Origin of the sequence: Pseudomonas sp. Kh14, assembly GCF_900291005.1 — a bacterium.
GTDB lineage: Bacteria > Pseudomonadota > Gammaproteobacteria > Pseudomonadales > Pseudomonadaceae > Aquipseudomonas > Aquipseudomonas alloputida.
In genome coordinates this window covers 914,832-932,346 of sequence record NZ_OLKJ01000038.1, presented here as the reverse complement: position 1 = coordinate 932,346, position 17,515 = coordinate 914,832, and the positions used below count along the sequence as shown (strand labels likewise).

Sequence of the window (17,515 nt, the reverse complement as noted above, 5' to 3'; positions counted from 1 at the left end):
TCCAATGAGTAGAGGGCGAGGCGAATCAGGTTATACTCCCGCTCTTTACATCCGCATCCCCAGATACAGGTGAATTTCGTGAGCCAGCCTACGCCAGCCGTGCGTACCTTCCAAGACCTGATCCTCGCCCTGCAGAACTACTGGGCAGCTCAAGGTTGTGTGGTACTTCAGCCCTACGATATGGAAGTAGGCGCCGGCACTTTCCACACCGCTACATTCCTGCGCGCCGTGGGTCCAGAAACCTGGAACGCCGCCTATGTGCAGCCTAGCCGTCGTCCTGCCGACGGGCGGTATGGCGAAAACCCCAACCGCCTGCAGCACTACTACCAGTTCCAGGTGGTGCTCAAACCGAACCCGGCCAACTTCCAGGAGCTGTACCTCGGCTCGCTGAAAGCCATCGGTCTGGATCCGCTGGTGCACGACATTCGTTTCGTCGAAGACAACTGGGAATCGCCGACCCTCGGCGCCTGGGGTCTGGGCTGGGAAATCTGGCTCAACGGCATGGAAGTCACCCAGTTCACCTACTTCCAACAAGTCGGCGGCATCGAGTGCTACCCGGTCACCGGTGAAATCACCTACGGCCTGGAGCGCCTGGCCATGTACATCCAGGGCGTCGATTCGGTGTACGACCTGGTGTGGGCCGACGGCCCGTTCGGCAAGGTCACCTATGGCGACGTGTTCCACCAGAACGAGGTGGAGCAGTCGACCTACAACTTTGAACATGCCAACGTCGACAAACTGTTCGAACTGTTCGATTTCTACGAAAGCGAAGCCAACCGCCTGATCAAGCTGGAGCTGCCGCTGCCGACCTATGAAATGGTCCTGAAGGCCTCGCACACCTTCAACCTGCTGGACGCCCGCCGCGCCATCTCGGTAACCGAGCGCCAGCGTTACATCCTGCGTGTACGTACCCTGGCCCGGGACGTGGCGCAAAGCTATCTGCAAGCCCGCGCACGCCTGGGCTTCCCGATGGCCACCCCTGAACTGCGTGACGAAGTGTTGGCTAAGCTGGAGGCTGCACAATGAGTGCTCAAGATTTCCTGGTAGAACTGGGCACCGAAGAGCTGCCACCCAAGGCCCTCGCCAGCCTTGGCGACGCCTTCCTGGCCGGTATCGAAAAAGGCCTGCAGGCTGCTGGCCTGAATTACACCGGCAAGCAGGTGTACGCCGCGCCGCGTCGTCTGGCCGTGCTGATTCGCCAGCTGGACGTGCAGCAGCCTGACCGCAGCATCAACATCGACGGCCCGCCCCTGCAGGCTGCCTTCAACGCCGAAGGCGAGCCGACCCAGGCTGCGCTGGGCTTCGCCAAGAAGTGCGGTGTGGAACTGGCCGAGATCGACCAGAGCGGCCCCAAGCTGCGCTTCTCCCAGCACATCCCGGGCAAGGCTACCGTTGGGCTGCTGCCGACCATCGTCGAAGATTCGCTGAACGACCTGCCGATTCCCAAGCGCATGCGCTGGGCGGCCAGCCGTGAAGAGTTCGTACGCCCGACCCAATGGCTGGTGATGCTGCTGGGCGATCAGGTGGTCGACTGCACCATCCTGTCGCAGAAGGCCGGGCGTGAATCCCGTGGCCACCGCTTCCACCATCCGGAAAACGTGCTCATCACCACCCCGGCCAACTACGTCGAAGACCTGCGCAAGGCCTACGTCCTGGCCGACTTCGCCGAGCGCCGCGAGCTGATCAGCAAGCGTACCGCAGAGCTGGCCATGCAGCAGGAAGGCACGGCCATCGTGCCACCGGCGCTGCTGGACGAAGTGACCGCACTGGTCGAGTGGCCGGTGCCGCTGGTGTGCTCGTTCGAGGAGCGTTTCCTCGAGGTACCGCAAGAAGCCCTGATCACCACCATGCAGGACAACCAGAAGTACTTCTGCCTGCTGGACAACGAAGGCAAGCTGCTGCCGCGCTTCATTACCGTGGCCAACGTCGAAAGCCGCGACCCGAAGCAGATCGTGCAAGGCAACGAAAAAGTCGTGCGCCCGCGCCTGACCGACGCCGAGTTCTTCTTCAAGCAGGACAAGAAGCAGCCACTGGAAACCTTCAACGAACGTCTCAAGAACGTGGTGTTCCAGGCTCAGCTCGGCACCGTGTACGACAAGGCTGAACGTGTTTCCAGGCTGGCCGCCTTCATTGCTCCGCTGATCGGCGGCGACGCCCAGCGCGCTGGCCGTGCCGGCCTGCTGTCGAAGTGCGACCTGGCCACCGAGATGGTCGGCGAATTCCCTGAAATGCAGGGTGTTGCCGGTTACTACTACGCGCTCAACGACGGTGAGCCGGAAGACGTAGCCCTGGCCCTGAACGAGCAGTACATGCCGCGCGGTGCAGGCGCCGAGCTGCCGCAGACCCTGACCGGTGCTGCCGTGGCCATCGCCGACAAGCTCGACACCCTGGTGGGCATCTTTGGCATCGGCATGCTGCCTACCGGCAGCAAGGACCCGTACGCCCTGCGCCGTGCTGCTCTGGGCGTGCTGCGTATCCTGATCGAGAAGCAACTGGACCTGGACCTGACCGGTGCGGTCGAGTTTGCGGTCAAGCAGTTCGGCGCCAAGGTCAAGGCCCCCGGCCTGGCCGAACAAGTACTGGAGTTCATTTTCGACCGCCTGCGCGCGCGTTACGAAGACGAAGGTATCGACGTCGCCACGTACCTGTCGGTACGCGCACTGCAGCCAGGCTCCGCCCTGGACTTCGACCAGCGCGTACAAGCCGTGCAGGCGTTCCGCAAACTGCCGGAAGCCGAGGCCCTGGCCGCGGTGAACAAGCGCGTGTCGAACCTGCTGAGCAAGGCCGAAGGTGCCATCGCCGAGCAGGTCGAGCCGAAGTACTTCGACAATGCCAACGAGTTCTCCCTGTACTCGGCCATCCAGCAGGCCGACCAGGCCGTGCAACCGATGGCTGCGGCACGTCAGTACAGCGAATCGCTGGCCCGCCTGGCGGCCCTGCGTGACCCGGTCGATGCCTTCTTCGAGGCGGTCATGGTCAACGCCGAAGACGCCAAGGTACGTGCCAACCGTTATGCCCTGCTCAGCCGCCTGCGCGGCCTGTTCCTGGGCGTGGCTGACATTTCGCTGCTGGGGTAAGCCTTGAAACTGCTGATTCTCGACCGTGACGGGGTGATCAACTACGACTCCGATGCGTACATCAAGACGCTGGAAGAATGGGTGCCGATCCCAGGTTCGGTCGATGCGATCGCGCAGTTGAGCAAGGCGGGCTGGACGGTGGCCGTGGCCACCAACCAGTCCGGCATTGCCCGTGGCTACTACCCGCTGGCAACCCTTGAGGCCATGCACGCGCGCCTGCGCGCGCTGGTGGCCGAGCAGGGCGGCGAGGTGGGCCACATCGTGTATTGCCCGCATGGGCCGGACGAGGGGTGCGATTGCCGCAAGCCCAAGCCCGGCATGCTGCGGGCGATCGCCGAGCATTACCAGATCGGCCTTGAAGGCGTCTGGTTCGTCGGCGACAGCAAAGGTGACCTGGAGGCCGCCCTGGCCGTCGGTGCACAACCCGTGCTGGTGAAGACCGGCAAGGGCGAGCGGACCCTGGAAAAAGGCGTCCCGGAAACTACACTGATTTTCGACGATCTGGCAGCTATCGCCAGAGAACTAATTTAAACAGTGCGCCTTCTGGCGCATTTTTCTCAGGCGGGCATGCCCCGCAATGGTACAAGCCACTATGTCGATCCTGCAGGCGATCAGAATCTTTCTTTTTTACCTGCTGCTGGGCACCAGTTCGCTGCTGTGGTGCTCGCTGAGCTTCTTCGTCGCGCCGTTCCTGTCGTTCCCCAAGCGCTACAAGTTCATCAATGTGTACTGGTGCCGCTGCGCGCTGTTTCTGGTGCGCACCATCTTGGGCATCGACTACAAGATCACTGGCGCCGAGAACGTGCCAGCTGAGCCTTGCGTGATTTTGTCCAATCACCAGAGCACCTGGGAAACCTTCTTCCTGTCCCAGTACTTCTCGCCGCTTAGCCAGGTGCTCAAGCGCGAGCTGCTGTATGTACCGTTCTTCGGCTGGGCCATGGCCATGCTGCGGCCCATCGCGATCAACCGCGACAACCCCAAGGAAGCGTTGCGCCAGGTGGCGAGCAAGGGTGACGAACTGCTCAAGCAGAAGACGTGGGTGCTGATTTTCCCAGAAGGCACCCGTGTACCGTTCGGCACCCTCGGCAAGTTCTCCCGCGGCGGTACCGCCCTGGCCGTGAATGCCGGGCTGCCGGTGCTGCCGATTGCCCACAACGCTGGCAAGTTCTGGCCCAAGACGGGTTGGGGCAAGCGCGCCGGTACAATCGAAGTGGTAATTGGTGAGCCGATGTACGCCAACGGCACTGGGCCACGTGCCATCGCCGAACTCAACGACCGCGCTGCAGCTTGGAACGAAGCGACCCAGCGGGCCATGGGATCGCTGCCGCCAGCTGCGGAAAAACCTCAGGAGCAGATGGCTTGACCTTCTGTGGATAACTTGTGTGCAGTTTTTGGATTAAATGCTTGAATTGATAGCTAAGTGTATGAATTTTCTAGTTATTTCTTTGTATGAATTTTTTCTGAAAATCGTGCATAAGTTTTTTTGAGGTATAAAAAAACCGGCTTTTACAGCCGGTTTTTTTATGGCATGTGGACATCAGACTTTGTCGATATCTACATCCTTGGTTTCTCTCAGACAGAAGATCCCAACCACCAGACTGATCCCGGTCACCAGCACCGGGTACCACAGCCCGTAGAAGATATCCCCGGTATAGACCACCAGCGCAAACGATACGGTAGGCAGGAAACCACCAAACCAGCCATTGCCAATGTGGTAGGGCAGCGACATCGAGGTGTAGCGGATGCGGGTCGGGAACAGCTCGACCATCACCGCCGCCAACGGACCATAGGTCATGGTCGCGATCAGGATCATCGCCACGATCAGTACCACCACCATTACCTGGTTGACCTGCGCAGGGTCCGCCTTGGCCGGGTAACCAGCCTGCTCGATTGCAGCACGCATGGCGGTTTCGTCAAAGCCGTTGATGGTCTTGTCACCGATGTTCACCACCACTTCACTGCCGGCCACGCTTACCGAGCTGTACGGCAGGCCCTGCTTGACCAGGAAGGTCTTGACCTTGTCGCACGGGCTGTCAAAACGAGCCTTGCCCACTGGGTCGAACTGGAATGTGCAGCCTTGCGGGTCGGCGGTGACCACAATCGGCGCCTGACGGCTGGCAGCGTCGATCTGCGGGTTGGCGTAGTGGCTCAGCGCCTTGAACAGTGGGAAGTACAGTACCGTGGCCAGCAACAGGCCGAACATCAGGATCGGCTTGCGGCCGATACGGTCGGACAACCAGCCGAAGAACACGAAGAACGGCGCGCCAATCACAACGCTGATGATGAGCAGGGTGTTGGCCTGAGCCGAGTCCATTTTCAGCATCTGGGTCATGAAGAACAGAACGTAGAACTGCGCCGTGTAGAAGGTCACAGCCTGCCCCGCGTTGATGCTGAACAGGGCGGTAAGCACCACTTTCAGGTTTGGCCAGGAGGTGAATGACTCACGGATGGGCGACTTGCTGACCTTGCCCTGAGCCTTCATTTTCACAAAGGCCGGCGACTCGTGCATGCTCATGCGAATCCAGGTGGAGATCGCCAGCAGCACGATCGACAGCAGGAACGGCAAGCGCCAGCCCCAGGTTTCGAACTGGTCGCCACTGACATACCGGCTACCCAGCACCACCAAGAGCGACAACAACAGGCCCAGCGTTGCGGTGGACTGGATGAAACCAGTGTGTAAGCCACGCTTGCCGGGCGGCGCATGCTCGGCCACGTAAGTAGCTGCACCGCCATACTCACCGCCCAGCGCCAGCCCCTGAAGCATGCGCAGGATCACCAGGATGATCGGTGCGGCGATGCCGATGCTGGCGTAGGTGGGCAACAACCCCACAGCGAAAGTGGACAGGCCCATCAACACGATGGTAACCAGGAAGGTGTACTTGCGCCCGATCATGTCACCCAGGCGGCCGAACACCAGCGCGCCAAACGGCCGCACCAGAAAGCCCGCAGCAAAGGCCATCAGGGCGAAGATGAAAGCGGTGGTATCGTTCACGCCAGCGAAGAACTGCTTGCTGATGACCGCTGCCAGCGCACCATAGAGAAAAAAGTCATACCACTCGAAAACCGTCCCGAGGGATGACGCGAAAATGATCTTGCGTTCTTCACGGCGGCTGGAGCTGCTGGCCGCCGCACCCTGCTCTTGGATGTAATCCGACATCGTTGCTGTCCTCGGCCCTTAGGCCACAGTGATTATTCTTGTTGTTCCACTGTCGGCGACTTCTGACCGCAAGCCGCCGGTACTGCACGCACCCGGGTCAGGGCGTCGGTAACGCGTCTTCGTTCAGGTAGGTCTGGGTAGCAGCTCCTTTGAGGATCAGTTGCGCCGCCTTTTCGGCGATCATCAGGGTGGGGGAACACGTATTGCCGGAAGTTATCTGCGGCATGATCGAAGCATCAGCCACGCGAAGTCCGGGGATGCCATGCACGCGCAGCTGGTTATCCACAACGTCCATGGCACCGTTGCCCATGCGACAGGTACCGACCGGGTGGAAGATGGTGGTGCCGATCTTGCCAGCGGCCTCGAACAGTTCTTCCTCGCTTTGCAGCGCCGGGCCCGGCAAATATTCCTTGGGCTCGAAAGCGGCGAGGGCAGGGGCCTGGACGATGCGCCGGGTAAGGCGAATGGCATCGGCAGCAACCCGCAAGTCCTGCGGAGCACTGAGGTAATTGGGGTCGATCAGCGGCGTGCTATTCATGTCGGTGCTGCAGATGTCGATGCGCCCACGGCTGGCCGGGCGCAGGTTGCACACCGAGGCCGTAAAGGCCGGGAACTGATGCAACGGCTCACCGAAGCGTTCCAGTGACAGCGGCTGCACGTGATACTGAAGGTTGGCGGTGGCCTGTTCGGGGCTTGAACGCACGAACGCGCCTAACTGGCTCGGCGCCATGGCCAGCGGCCCGCTACGGTCGTAGAGGTAACGCAGGCCCATGCCCATCTTGCCCCACAGGCTGTTGGCCATCTGGTTCAAGGTACGGGTGTTGCGGATCTGGTAGATCAGGCGCAGTTGCAGGTGGTCCTGCAAGTTGCCACCAACGCCAGGCATATCGTGGCGAACACCAATGCCCAAGCTTTCCAGCAACTGACGCGGGCCGATGCCGGAGCGCTGGAGGATGCCCGGTGAACCAACCGCCCCAGCACAGAGGATGATCTCGCGGCGCGCCGCAAACTCATGCCAAGCCCCTTGCCAGAGCGCCTTCACCGCCCTTGCGCGGGTGTTGTCGAGCAGTACCTGATCAACCTGCACGCCGGTCAGCACAGTGAGGTTGGCGCGATCCTTGATCGGCCGCAGGAAAGCTTTGGAAGCGTTCCAGCGCACACCACTGCGCTGGTTGACCTGAAAATATCCACAACCCTGGTTGTCGCCGGTGTTGAAATCGTCGACCTTGCCAATACCGCTCTGCTCGGCGGCATCACGGAAAGCATCAAGGATCGGCCAGCTGTAGCGTTGGCGCTCGACCCGCCATTCGCCCTCCGCGCCGTGGTACTCGCTGGCGCCGGCAAAGTGGTTTTCGCTGGCCTTGAACAGCGGTAACACATCTTTCCACGCCCAGCCGTCGTTGCCTTGCGCGGCCCAATGGTCATAGTCGGCGGCTTGGCCCCGCATGTAGATCATGCCGTTGATCGACGAACAGCCACCTAGCACCTTGCCCCTTGGATAACCCAAAGCGCGACCGCCGAGCCCAGGCTGTGCCTCGGTCTTGAAGCACCAGTCTGTGCGCGGATTGCCGATGCAGTAGAGGTAACCGACGGGGATATGGATCCAGGGATAATTGTCACGGCCACCCGCCTCCAGCAGCAGCACGCGGCAGGAAGGGTCGGCGGACAAACGATTGGCCAGCAGGCATCCGGCAGGACCGGCCCCTACGACCACGTAGTCGAAGACAGAATCGGCTGATGGCATGTGCAACCTCGCGCCTGTTTTTTATTCTTGTCCCGATCCATCTTAGTGAGTAATTTCGTGGATGAAACACGAGATTTCGCGCAGCCGCTGTGCGTTTTAGCACAGTGGCAAGCCTGTACCGACCTCTTCGCGGGCTCGCCCGCACCTCAGGGATCACGTTAACTTCAGGGTGTTGACCACACCTGTGGGGCATGCCCGTGAAGAGGCCGGAACGAACTGCCATAAGGGACAAGCATGTTCGACTGGAATGATCTGCGTTTTTTCCTCGAGTTGCAGCGCAGCGGCCGCCTGCTGACCGCCGCCAAGCGCCTGAACACTACCCACAGCACCGTGGCCCGGCATATCGAGAGCATCGAGCAGAGCCTGGGGACCGCGCTGTTCGTGCAACATGCCCAGGGGTACGAGCTGACCCCCTCGGGCCAAGCCCTGCTCAAGCATGCCGAAGCCATGGAGAACGTCGCCCTGCTGGCACAGGAGGAAATCACCCAGGCCATCACCCCGCTGGGCAAGATTCGCCTTGGGGTAACCGAAGGCATCGGCATCATGTTCTTCACCCCACGCATGAACGCGTTGTTCGAGCGCTACCCCGGCCTGGAGGTGGAACTGGTTGCGGTCCCGCGTTTCGTCAGCATCCTCAACCGCGAGGCAGAAATCAGCATCCATCTGGAGCGACCCAACGCCGATCTGCTGATCACCCGCAAACTCACCGACTACCGCCTGGCGCTGTACGCCAGCCAGGACTATCTGGACCGTGCGCCGCCATTGCATCACCGAGAAGACCTGGCCCGGCACAGCTGGATCGGCTACGTTGACGATTTGCTGTTCAGCCAGGAACTGCTGTTTCTCAACAGTTTCTGCCGAGCACCCAACGTGGTCTTTCGCAGCACCAGCGTGATTGCCCAGCAAGCCGCCGCCCGCGCCGGGCTGGGCATCGCCGTGCTGCCCAACTACATGGCCCGCCACGACCCGACACTGGTGCGTGTGCTGCCGGGAGAAACCATCCAGCGCAGCTACTGGATCTGCACCCGCCGCGAGCTGCACAAGTCTGTGCGCCTGCGGGTGGTGTGGGACTACCTGCTGGCGTTATGCGCGGCCGAACAAAGCGAGTTGCTAGCCGAGTAGTGCCTTGCCGGCCAACAACAGGGCTGCGGCCCAACCTGCCACGGCAAACATTTGCTGCAGACGCGGCCCGGCCAACCTGGCTGCCAAGGGCCGCGCCAGCAGCAGGCCGAGCACCGCGCCGACGGCAAACGGGGCGCCAACCTGCCAGTGCATGACGCCCGCAAGGCTGGCGCTGACCACACTGCCGGTAGAGACCAGGGCAATCACTGCCAGCGAGGTGGAGACGATACTGGCCATGCGCAGGTTGGTGTAGCGGTTCAGGGCCGGGATGATAACGAAGCCCCCACCCACGCCCAGCAAGCCGGACAACAACCCGGACAAGGCACCCGTGAATGCCAGTGCGCGCGCGCAGGGCAGGGTCCAGCGCAAACGCCCCTGCAACGGGTTCAGCACGCACGGCTCGATAAAGCGATGAGCGTCATTGGCTTCGCCACGCAGTTCTTTGGCCGCCTTGCGCCAGATGCGCAGGCAGGCATAAACCAGCACGCCGGCGAATACCACCTGCAACGGTGCATTCGGCAGGCGGTGCGCCAGCATCAGCCCGAAAGGCGCTGCTGCCACACCAACCAACGCAATGAACAGCGCAGCCCTATAACGCACCAGACCTTGGCGCAAGCCCAGCACCGCACCAACCGCTGCAGCCAAACCTACAGCCAACAGGCCCACCGGTGCCGCTTCGACCATCGATAGCCCCAGGCCGAACACCAGCAAGGGTACTGCGAGAATGCCACCGCCTGCGCCGGTCAGCGCCAGCACCGCGCCGATGATTGCGCCCAGGCCCGCCCCTAACAGTTGATGCTCGATCACTGCCCACCCTCGGCTACCAGCTGCGGGCGTGCCAACCACTCGCGCCCCTTGAGCATGCCTTGCCAGTACAACGGTGGCAGCGCCTGTGCCTTGAGCAACCAGGCCAGGCGTGTCGGCTTGCGGCCATCCAGTAACCAGTTAGGGAAGCTCGGTGCCAGCTTGCCGCCATAGGTGAACTCGGCCAGGACAATCTTGCCGCGCTCGACGGTAAGCGGGCACGAGCCATAGCCGTCGTACTGAGCCAGGGTCGCCAGCCTGCCCAGCGCCACCAGCACATTGTTGGCGACCACCGGTGCCTGCTTGCGCGCCGCAGCGGCGGTCTTGGCATTGCTGGTGTTAGCCACGTCACCCAGGGCATGAACGTTGGTGTATTTGCGATGGCGCAGGGTATGCGGATCGACGTCAACCCAGCCGGAGCTATCAGCCAAGGGGCTTTCGCGAATGAAGTCTGGCGCCACCTGTGGCGGTACCACGTGCAGCATGTCGAAGGCCTCGATGCGCGTTTCGCTGCTGCCATCGGGCAGGGTACGCAAGAATGTAGCGCGCTTTCCCGGGCCGTCTACGGCAACCAACCTGTGGGAGAAGTTGAGGTCGACGGCGTATTTCTCGATGTACTTCATCAGCGCGGGCACGTAATCCGCGACACCGAACAGTACGGCACCCGCATTGTAGAAGCTGGCTTTCACCGCCCCCAAATGGCCATGGCGCAGCCAGTGGTCGCAAGACAGGTACAGCGCCTTCTGTGGTGCACCGGCGCACTTGATCGGCATGGGCGGCTGGCTGAACAACGCGCGTCCTTGCTTGAGCTTTTGCACCAGTTCCCAGGTATAGGGCGCCAGGTCGTAGCGATAGTTGGAGGTGACACCGTTGCGGCCGAGGGTCTCGCTGAGCCCATCGATGGCCGCCCAGTCCAGCTTGAGGCCGGGGCAGACGATCAGCTGTTCATAGCTGATGGCGCGACCATCATCGAGGATGACCAACTGGGCCAATGGGTCGAATCCCTTTACCCGCGCCTTGACCCAGCGCACACCGCGAGGAATGGTCGACGCCATGGTGCGGGCAGTGCTTGGTGCCTTGAACACACCGGCACCGACCATGGTCCAGCCGGGTTGGTAGTAGTGCACTTCGGCAGGGTCGATCAAGGCGACGTCCAACGATGGGTCGCGGCTGGTCAGGCTGGAAGCAGTGGCGATCCCGGCGGCACCGGCACCGACGATGACCACCTTGTGGTGGTCGGTATTGGCAGGGGACAACAAGGCAGGCATGGCGGCAAATCCTGGAAATCTGATTATGGGGGCAGGGCGGTTACAGCTTGTTCAGCGGGATCTTCAGATAGCTCACGCCGTTCGCCTCCGGAGGGGGTAGCTGGCCGCTACGCATGTTCACCTGCACCGAAGGCAGGATCAGCACAGGCATTTCGAGCGTCTTGTCGCGGGCTTCGCGCATGGCAACGAAGCTGTCCTCATCGATACCCTGGTGGATGTGAATGTTGTGGGCGCGCTGCTCGGCGACAGTTGTGACGTACTGCATGTCACGGCCACCTGGCAGGTAGTCGTGGCACATGAACAACCGCGTCTGATCGGGGAAAGCCAGCAGGCGACGGATTGAGCGATACAAGGTGCGGGCATCGGCCCCGGGGAAGTCGCAGCGGGCGGTGCCATAGTCGGGCATGAACAAGGTGTCTCCAACGAACACCGCGATCTCGCCAGCATCTTCGATCATGAAACTCATGCACGCGGGTGTGTGCCCAGGCGTGTGCAACGCACGGGCCTGCAGGTTGCCAATACGGAAACCTTCCTCGTCTTCGAGCAGCACATCGAACTGGCTGCCATCACGGGCGAAGCCGGGCTCAGCGTTGAACAAGGCGCCAAACACTTTCTGCACCTGGGTAATGTGCGCGCCAATTGCGGTATGGCCGCCCAGCTTTTCCTTCAGGTAGGCAGCGGCTGAAAGGTGGTCGGCGTGTACATGGGTTTCCAGCACCCAGCGCACACTGGCATTCAGCTCGTTCACACGCTCGATCAGGCGATCAGCCGAAGCGCTGCAGGTGCGCCCGGACTTGGGGTCGTAATCCAGCACGCTGTCGATCAATGCGCATTGTCGGGTTTCACGGTCCATGACCAGGTAGCTGATGGTCGAGGTCGCCTCGTCGTAGAAGGCGTCCACGTGAAGGTTGTTGCCGATGATCATCACGTTCTCCAATTTATCCGCCCCGCCTTGTACAGGCGTAGGCAGTGACAGGAGCTTTATCAAGATGCATGCCAGGCTTTTTGCCACTCACTGGCCAGTAAAACCGTCCAGTTGCAGACTGCTGCCGTCAAAACTGGCAGCCCAGATGGCAGTCGACTGACAGCCAATGGCAGTGTTTGGCAGTCCTTGTTACCCTGCGTCGGTCATCCATACGGTGCCGTCATGCCTGAAGCCCATCCCCTCATCCTAGCTCTGGTTTCCTACCTCGAGCACGATGCCCTCCCGACCATCGTGTTGGACACCGACTACAACATCCTCGCCGCCAATGCGGCCTATCGCCGTCAGTTTGGGCGGCATGATCAGGCCCCACTGGGCGAGAAGTGCCACAGGGTTTCGCATCACTACGCTGTGCCGTGCGACCAGGCTGGCGAACATTGCCCGATGCGCAAGGCGTGGGACAGCAAGGTACCGGAACGGGTATTGCACATTCATCACACACCACGCGGCCCGGAGCATGTGGATGTCGAGTTGCGGCCGATCCTGGATGAACAGGGCAAGGTAGTGGCCTTTGTCGAACGCCTCACCACCATTACCCTCGCCTCGGCGCAGCCTCAGGAGCAAGGGTTGGTCGGCCGCGCGCCAACCTTCAAGGCCGCGCTGGCCAGCCTGCAGCGTGCGGCACCGGCGCAGATCCCGGTGTTGTTGCAGGGGGAGTCGGGGACCGGCAAGGAGCTGTTCGCCCGTGCAGTGCACATGGGCAGCCCCAGGGCCAACGGCCCACTGGTGGTGGTGGACTGCACCGGTCTGACCGAGTCGTTGTTCGAGAGTGAACTGTTCGGCTATGAGAAGGGTGCGTTCACCGGGGCGAATCAGCGCAAGACCGGCTTGGCCGAGGCAGCCCATGGCGGCACCCTGTTCCTCGACGAAATCGGTGAAGTGCCGCTGGCGATGCAGGTGAAGCTGCTGCGCCTGATAGAGTCCGGCAGTTTCCGTCCTGTGGGCAGCCTGCGCACTGTGCATTCGGATTTCCGCCTGATATCGGCCACCCATAAACCACTTAAACAAATGGTCGCGGATGGCTCCTTCCGTGAAGACCTGTATTACCGCATCAGTGGCTTCCCGATTCGTCTGCCTGCATTGCGCGAACGGGTGGAGGATCTGCCGCTGCTCGCACAAAGCCTGCTGCAGCGCATGGTGGGCCAGCCGACGCCCAGGCTGAGTGAAGACGCCTTGCAGCAACTTGCATTGCATCCGTTTCCGGGCAATATCCGCGAGCTGCGCAACATTCTGGAACGCGCGCGTTTGTTTGCCGACGACGGTGTGATCAGGCCGGAGCATTTACCGGAAGACACTGGGCTGACTGGCGCGCCTAAAGGAAGCGGCCGTCGCAATGACTTGGGTGAGCTGGCGCAGGCGCTGGAGCTGTTCAAAGGCTCGCGCAGTGAACTGGCCAGTCATCTTGGCATGAGTGAACGCACGCTGTATCGCCGCTTGAAAGCGCTCGGGCTGAACTGAAAGAACGCCAGACTTTACCGGACCTTTACCTGCGCCCTGACATTGAAAGGGAAAAATCGTGGTCTGATCAGTTAACCGAAACTGGCAATCAATACTTGCCAGGCGATTAACAGGCAGAGGACCGCATCAAATGAAGAAAGCCCTAACCGTGATCTGCGCCGCGCTCATGCTCAGCATACCGCTGGCAAGCTTCGCGCAACCGGGCCCGCCTGATCGGCATGATGGCGGCCCATCGCACCAAGGCAACCCGCCACATGGTCAACCACAGCACCAGGGCCGACATGACAATGGCCGCGGACCTGCTTACCGTGATCCAAACTTCCGCCCACAACAAGGCATGCCGATACCTCATAAGCAGTGGCAGCGTGGTCATGCCGTTGATCCACATTACCGTGGTGATCGTTACTGGGTAACTGACTGGCAAGCGCGCCACCTGTATGCGCCACCTCGTGATCATCGTTGGCTGTATGTGAATGGCGACTATGTGCTGGTGGCCATTGCCAGCGGTGTGATCGTGAACATTCTGGCCGGCTACTGATTGTTTGCAGGCACTAAAAAGCCCGCATCAGCGGGCTTCTTAGTGTGTGGCGCATTACACCTGATGTAGGTTCACAAAATAGGTGATAGGCCAGACCCCGTGAAATTGGAATCTTCGCCATTTTTTTTGTGAAATGAAGGGGTGCTTTTCACAGAAAAGCCGAGAAATCCCTACTCACCAATCACAAAAGTTGATTGGCCTGGAAAGGGCCGTTTACGACCGACGCGTGACTTTTCGGTGAGGGATGAGGAGTAGTCGCAGCGATCCTTTAGCTCCTAGTCTGGCGACCTTGGGTTCAGAATCCGACTGGCAATGCCCGCCGTCACTACTTCAGAGGAACCAGCTTCCTCTGCTGCCAAAATTGCGGGGGGCTCATGCTGGTACCCAGGCCCGACAAATGCGCAGTTGCAGCCCTCAATTGCAAGGCTATCCAAAGCGGCACGCGTGTCAATCAAGATCTGATGCATGACGATGGCCGGCCTCACGGAGGTGAAACCGGAGATTCAGATTGACTAAACCGACCCCGTAGACACCAACCTCCACGAAGGCCGCTATCGACCCAAAGCTGTCCTTCAAGAAAGGCAGCTAACGGCGAGAAGCGGTCATTTTGTATCTACAGGTTTCGGGGCGATTCACTCGTCTGATGCTCAGGAGCACCAGGATGGGCGTCAAGGAGGTGGTCATCTTGAGGTGGACTATGCTGACCAGTTGCTCTCAAATCTAATCGTGAGGTCCTCCATGGCAAACCCCAATCTGCTGGCTCTATTCAGAGATGAAGTCCTTCTGACCGGGCCTGAAAGCTCCCTTCCAAGCAACCTATCTCAGTTCTGGCTTGAGGAGCTCCAGAGTCATCTGGAGAGGTATTTCGACGGTTTGAACTCGGATTCAGATGCAGAAGAGAAGGATCTCGACATCTCTCTCCCACTCGCAGCGATCATCCACATCTTGTTCGCGAAGAATGGTGGGGAGGAGATATCCGAGAGCTCTGAAAAGCTGTACGAGTATTTCCAAGACTACCGGCTCGAACTGGCCCTTGAAGAGATCACGCGAAAGACTCATGTGGCTGCCGAGGCTGCAACCATTGAGACCATCTTCACCAACCGAGATGTCCTGGTGGAACAAGGCCCCCTTCTTCAATAGGTACCTCCACCGATGCCATCGCCGGCGGGCACGCTCCGAGGCATTGATGGAATGCATTTTGACGGCTGCCGAGATCAGCGAATGAAAGAAATTGCTGCGCCGATGTTCGATCTAATCGCTTTGTCGCTTCCACGAGGGTTGGGGTTTGGGGACAGCCCGCCAGTAGGGGCATGGCTTAGTGAGGACGGAATTTCTTGTGCCGCTCTAACCCGAAATATCCATGCCGGCAGCTTCGGAATTGTCACCTTGCGGCGTCGTGTCGATAGCGTGTGGGTGCTCCTCAGCCATAGTGAGCGCACCACTGGCGAGTCTGAAGCCCGCGCCTCAATCAGCCATTTTCTCTATACCCAAGCCCATCCGCTTCCACTCCCTTCAGGTGAACGACGACGTGCTCCTCTAAGCAGAATGGGTAAGCGCACACCAAGCGTGGTGTTCAAATCACTATTTGATCCAAGCCGCCGTATTGGGGCGTGGGCGCTGAATCAACTGTATCTCGCACTGCCATCCCCAGACAGAAATTGGGTTCCCGATTGCCAGACTGAGAATTTTCACACCCGCCTCTGGGAAGCCCACCTATTAGCGATTTTTCGTGAACAGGGACTCTTGGTCACCCAGCCTAAAGAATCACCCGATTTTCACATCGAGAATAGGCTGGGAGATGAGGCCTGGGTTGAAGCAGTGACAGCCAACCCGGAAGAGCGGTATGAGCATTTTGGCGCCTCGCCGGTCCCCCCACCCGCTGACCGACATGAGCGTTTCTTAGGAGCGGCTGCAGAAAGGTTTGCGAGGACCATCCAAAACAAATTGGACAAGCGTTACGAATCCCTACCGCACGTGGAGGGTAAGCCGCTCATTCTGGCCTTAGCCGATTTCCATGCGCCCAGTTCAATGCTGTGGAGCAGGGAGTCGCTCATCAGCTATCTCTATGGCTTTGCAGTTCACTCATCTGCGCATCGTGGTACGCACCTGATAACTGTGGAGGAAGAGACATCTCTGCTATCAGGGCGCCCCAACGGCCTATTTACGCTAATGGAAAATGCCCATCTTTCAGCGGTCATTTTCACCAATGCCTGCACAGTGCCAAAGCTCAGCCGAGTGCCGATCTCAGGTGGAGCTCATCTAGACGGGTACCGATACTTGCGGTTTGGTGAGTTTTTCGACCGTTCTCCGGGAGCATCACGAGGTATCCCATTTCTGTTGGATGTAGCGTCCAGCGACTACGGTCAGCTCTGGCCGCAATATGGCTACGAGCCGTGGTCTGCTGAAGTGGAGGTATTCCATAACCCTATGGCACTATACCCGGTGCCTAATGAGTTGATACCAGAAGTCACCCACTGGAGAGAAGTAAACGGAAGAGTCGAGTGCGAATCTTTCTTTGATGTATCCATACTCCGATCCAGAACACTCGTCCTCAGTGCAAACGCTAAGGTTCCGTCACTCGATGAGTTGCTGACAGCAGCCAGTCCTCCAGAGCTCTGACGGCGGCGGGGTGGCCGCATCGTTGCCACGCAGGTAGATGAGAATTTCTCAGCAAGCTACCCAGCCAGGGGAAGGACATGAGATCCCCTGCGCAATTCAGGACCGTTGAAGCGTCACCTCTCTTCGGGTAAAAGCATGACCGTCATACAACGCTACAACAGCGTCATACCCGAGAGCATAGGAAGAAAAATGTCGATCCAAGGACTAAAACGATACTTTGGAAACAAGATTCACGCAGTGATAATGATGGCCCCGCTTAAGCGGGAAATGATACGCCTCGGCATATGCACCCTTATGGCGATTATTCTGAATATCATCTTGTATACCGGCGTTGAAGTAGACGGCACCATCAAGCCGTGGGCAGAAACCCCGATAAAACTGTTTGCATCGTCGATGTTATTCGCCTTCATGATCAAGGCTTTTCTGCCAGTTCTCGGCTGGACGATACTGAAAGCAATGCTGTTGAGTGCGAACAATGCCTTCAGCGGCATACTGAGTTTTTTGGGCAATCAGTTCACAGGCGTCATGTACTGTACCGGAATTATTATGGGTTCTATCACGATTAAATTGTATATGGTTTCCGGGGTTTTAGACTCTGAGTTTGCTTATCTGTCCGCAATCGTATTTGCTTCCGGGGTTTTATATTTCTATGTGCTGCAATGCGCCATTCAAAAAACAATGAGTCCGGCCCTGCGTACACCAGCAGTACCGCGTTAAACCACTAGGCTGTGACTATTCATCTCTGG

15 protein-coding genes are annotated in these 17,515 nt (G+C 59.6%); 10 read left to right on the top strand and 5 right to left on the bottom strand.

Going from position 1 to position 17,515, the window contains the following annotated elements:
• The first annotated feature begins 78 nt into the window (after nucleotides 1–78).
• The 4 genes from glyQ to FQ668_RS26675 are packed head-to-tail and all read left to right on the top strand — an operon-like array spanning nucleotide 79 to nucleotide 4,440.
• A complete protein-coding gene (glyQ, locus tag FQ668_RS26690; RefSeq protein ID WP_003253126.1) occupies nucleotides 79–1,026 on the top strand; it encodes a glycine--tRNA ligase subunit alpha in 948 nt (315 codons plus the stop codon).
• Nucleotides 1,023–3,077, top strand: coding sequence for a glycine--tRNA ligase subunit beta (gene glyS / locus FQ668_RS26685; protein WP_014589212.1), 2,055 nt, complete (start codon nucleotides 1,023–1,025; stop codon nucleotides 3,075–3,077). The genes glyQ and glyS overlap by 4 nt, the downstream gene beginning before the upstream one ends.
• A gap of 3 nt (nucleotides 3,078–3,080) precedes the next feature.
• Nucleotides 3,081–3,608 (top strand): D-glycero-beta-D-manno-heptose 1,7-bisphosphate 7-phosphatase, encoded by a 528-nt coding sequence (gene gmhB, locus FQ668_RS26680; protein ID WP_003253129.1) that lies wholly within the window; start codon nucleotides 3,081–3,083, stop codon nucleotides 3,606–3,608.
• A gap of 46 nt (nucleotides 3,609–3,654) precedes the next feature.
• Nucleotides 3,655–4,440: a 1-acyl-sn-glycerol-3-phosphate acyltransferase gene (locus FQ668_RS26675; protein WP_019438060.1), complete on the top strand. Its 786-nt coding sequence runs from the start codon at nucleotides 3,655–3,657 to the stop codon at nucleotides 4,438–4,440.
• Between the two features lie 174 nt (nucleotides 4,441–4,614).
• On the opposite strand, the gene FQ668_RS26670 is transcribed toward FQ668_RS26675, so the two are convergent.
• Nucleotides 4,615–6,234 (bottom strand): MFS transporter, encoded by a 1,620-nt coding sequence (locus FQ668_RS26670; RefSeq protein ID WP_053867747.1) that lies wholly within the window; start codon nucleotides 6,232–6,234, stop codon nucleotides 4,615–4,617.
• 97 nt (nucleotides 6,235–6,331) lie between these two features.
• The gene (locus FQ668_RS26665) at nucleotides 6,332–7,978 is read right to left on the bottom strand and encodes a GMC family oxidoreductase (RefSeq protein WP_053867748.1); all 1,647 of its coding nucleotides are present in this window, start codon (nucleotides 7,976–7,978) and stop codon (nucleotides 6,332–6,334) included.
• Between the two features lie 234 nt (nucleotides 7,979–8,212).
• On the opposite strand from FQ668_RS26665, the gene FQ668_RS26660 reads away from it, so the two are divergent.
• The gene (locus FQ668_RS26660) at nucleotides 8,213–9,100 is read left to right on the top strand and encodes a LysR family transcriptional regulator (RefSeq protein ID WP_053867749.1); all 888 of its coding nucleotides are present in this window, start codon (nucleotides 8,213–8,215) and stop codon (nucleotides 9,098–9,100) included.
• Here FQ668_RS26660 and FQ668_RS26655 read toward each other — a convergent pair.
• The 3 genes from FQ668_RS26655 to FQ668_RS26645 are packed head-to-tail and all read right to left on the bottom strand — an operon-like array spanning nucleotide 9,089 to nucleotide 12,097.
• Nucleotides 9,089–9,907 (bottom strand): sulfite exporter TauE/SafE family protein, encoded by an 819-nt coding sequence (locus FQ668_RS26655; RefSeq protein ID WP_014589206.1) that lies wholly within the window; start codon nucleotides 9,905–9,907, stop codon nucleotides 9,089–9,091. The two genes, FQ668_RS26660 and FQ668_RS26655, sit on opposite strands and share 12 nt — an antisense overlap.
• The gene (locus FQ668_RS26650) at nucleotides 9,904–11,172 is read right to left on the bottom strand and encodes an FAD/NAD(P)-binding oxidoreductase (RefSeq protein WP_014589205.1); all 1,269 of its coding nucleotides are present in this window, start codon (nucleotides 11,170–11,172) and stop codon (nucleotides 9,904–9,906) included. Before FQ668_RS26650 ends, FQ668_RS26655 begins: the two co-directional genes overlap by 4 nt.
• Before the next feature lie 40 nt (nucleotides 11,173–11,212).
• A complete protein-coding gene (locus FQ668_RS26645) occupies nucleotides 11,213–12,097 on the bottom strand; it encodes an MBL fold metallo-hydrolase (RefSeq protein ID WP_010951461.1) in 885 nt (294 codons plus the stop codon).
• A 222-nt stretch (nucleotides 12,098–12,319) separates the two neighbouring features.
• On the opposite strand from FQ668_RS26645, the gene FQ668_RS26640 reads away from it, so the two are divergent.
• The 5 genes from FQ668_RS26640 to FQ668_RS26620 all read left to right on the top strand — a co-directional run bounded on the left by FQ668_RS26640 (nucleotide 12,320) and on the right by FQ668_RS26620 (nucleotide 17,486).
• The gene (locus tag FQ668_RS26640) at nucleotides 12,320–13,612 is read left to right on the top strand and encodes a sigma-54-dependent Fis family transcriptional regulator (protein ID WP_053867750.1); all 1,293 of its coding nucleotides are present in this window, start codon (nucleotides 12,320–12,322) and stop codon (nucleotides 13,610–13,612) included.
• A 130-nt stretch (nucleotides 13,613–13,742) separates the two neighbouring features.
• Entirely contained in the window at nucleotides 13,743–14,150 is a 408-nt protein-coding gene (locus FQ668_RS26635) for an RcnB family protein (protein ID WP_144180724.1), read from the top strand.
• A 738-nt stretch (nucleotides 14,151–14,888) separates the two neighbouring features.
• Nucleotides 14,889–15,290: a hypothetical protein gene (locus FQ668_RS26630; RefSeq protein WP_012269857.1), complete on the top strand. Its 402-nt coding sequence runs from the start codon at nucleotides 14,889–14,891 to the stop codon at nucleotides 15,288–15,290.
• Nucleotides 15,291–15,371: 81 nt separating this feature from the next.
• Nucleotides 15,372–16,769, top strand: a complete 1,398-nt coding sequence (locus tag FQ668_RS26625; RefSeq protein ID WP_230491487.1) for a hypothetical protein — start codon at nucleotides 15,372–15,374, stop codon at nucleotides 16,767–16,769.
• 189 nt (nucleotides 16,770–16,958) lie between these two features.
• Nucleotides 16,959–17,486, top strand: a complete 528-nt coding sequence (locus tag FQ668_RS26620; RefSeq protein WP_012269855.1) for a hypothetical protein — start codon at nucleotides 16,959–16,961, stop codon at nucleotides 17,484–17,486.
• Nucleotides 17,487–17,515 lie beyond the last annotated feature (29 nt).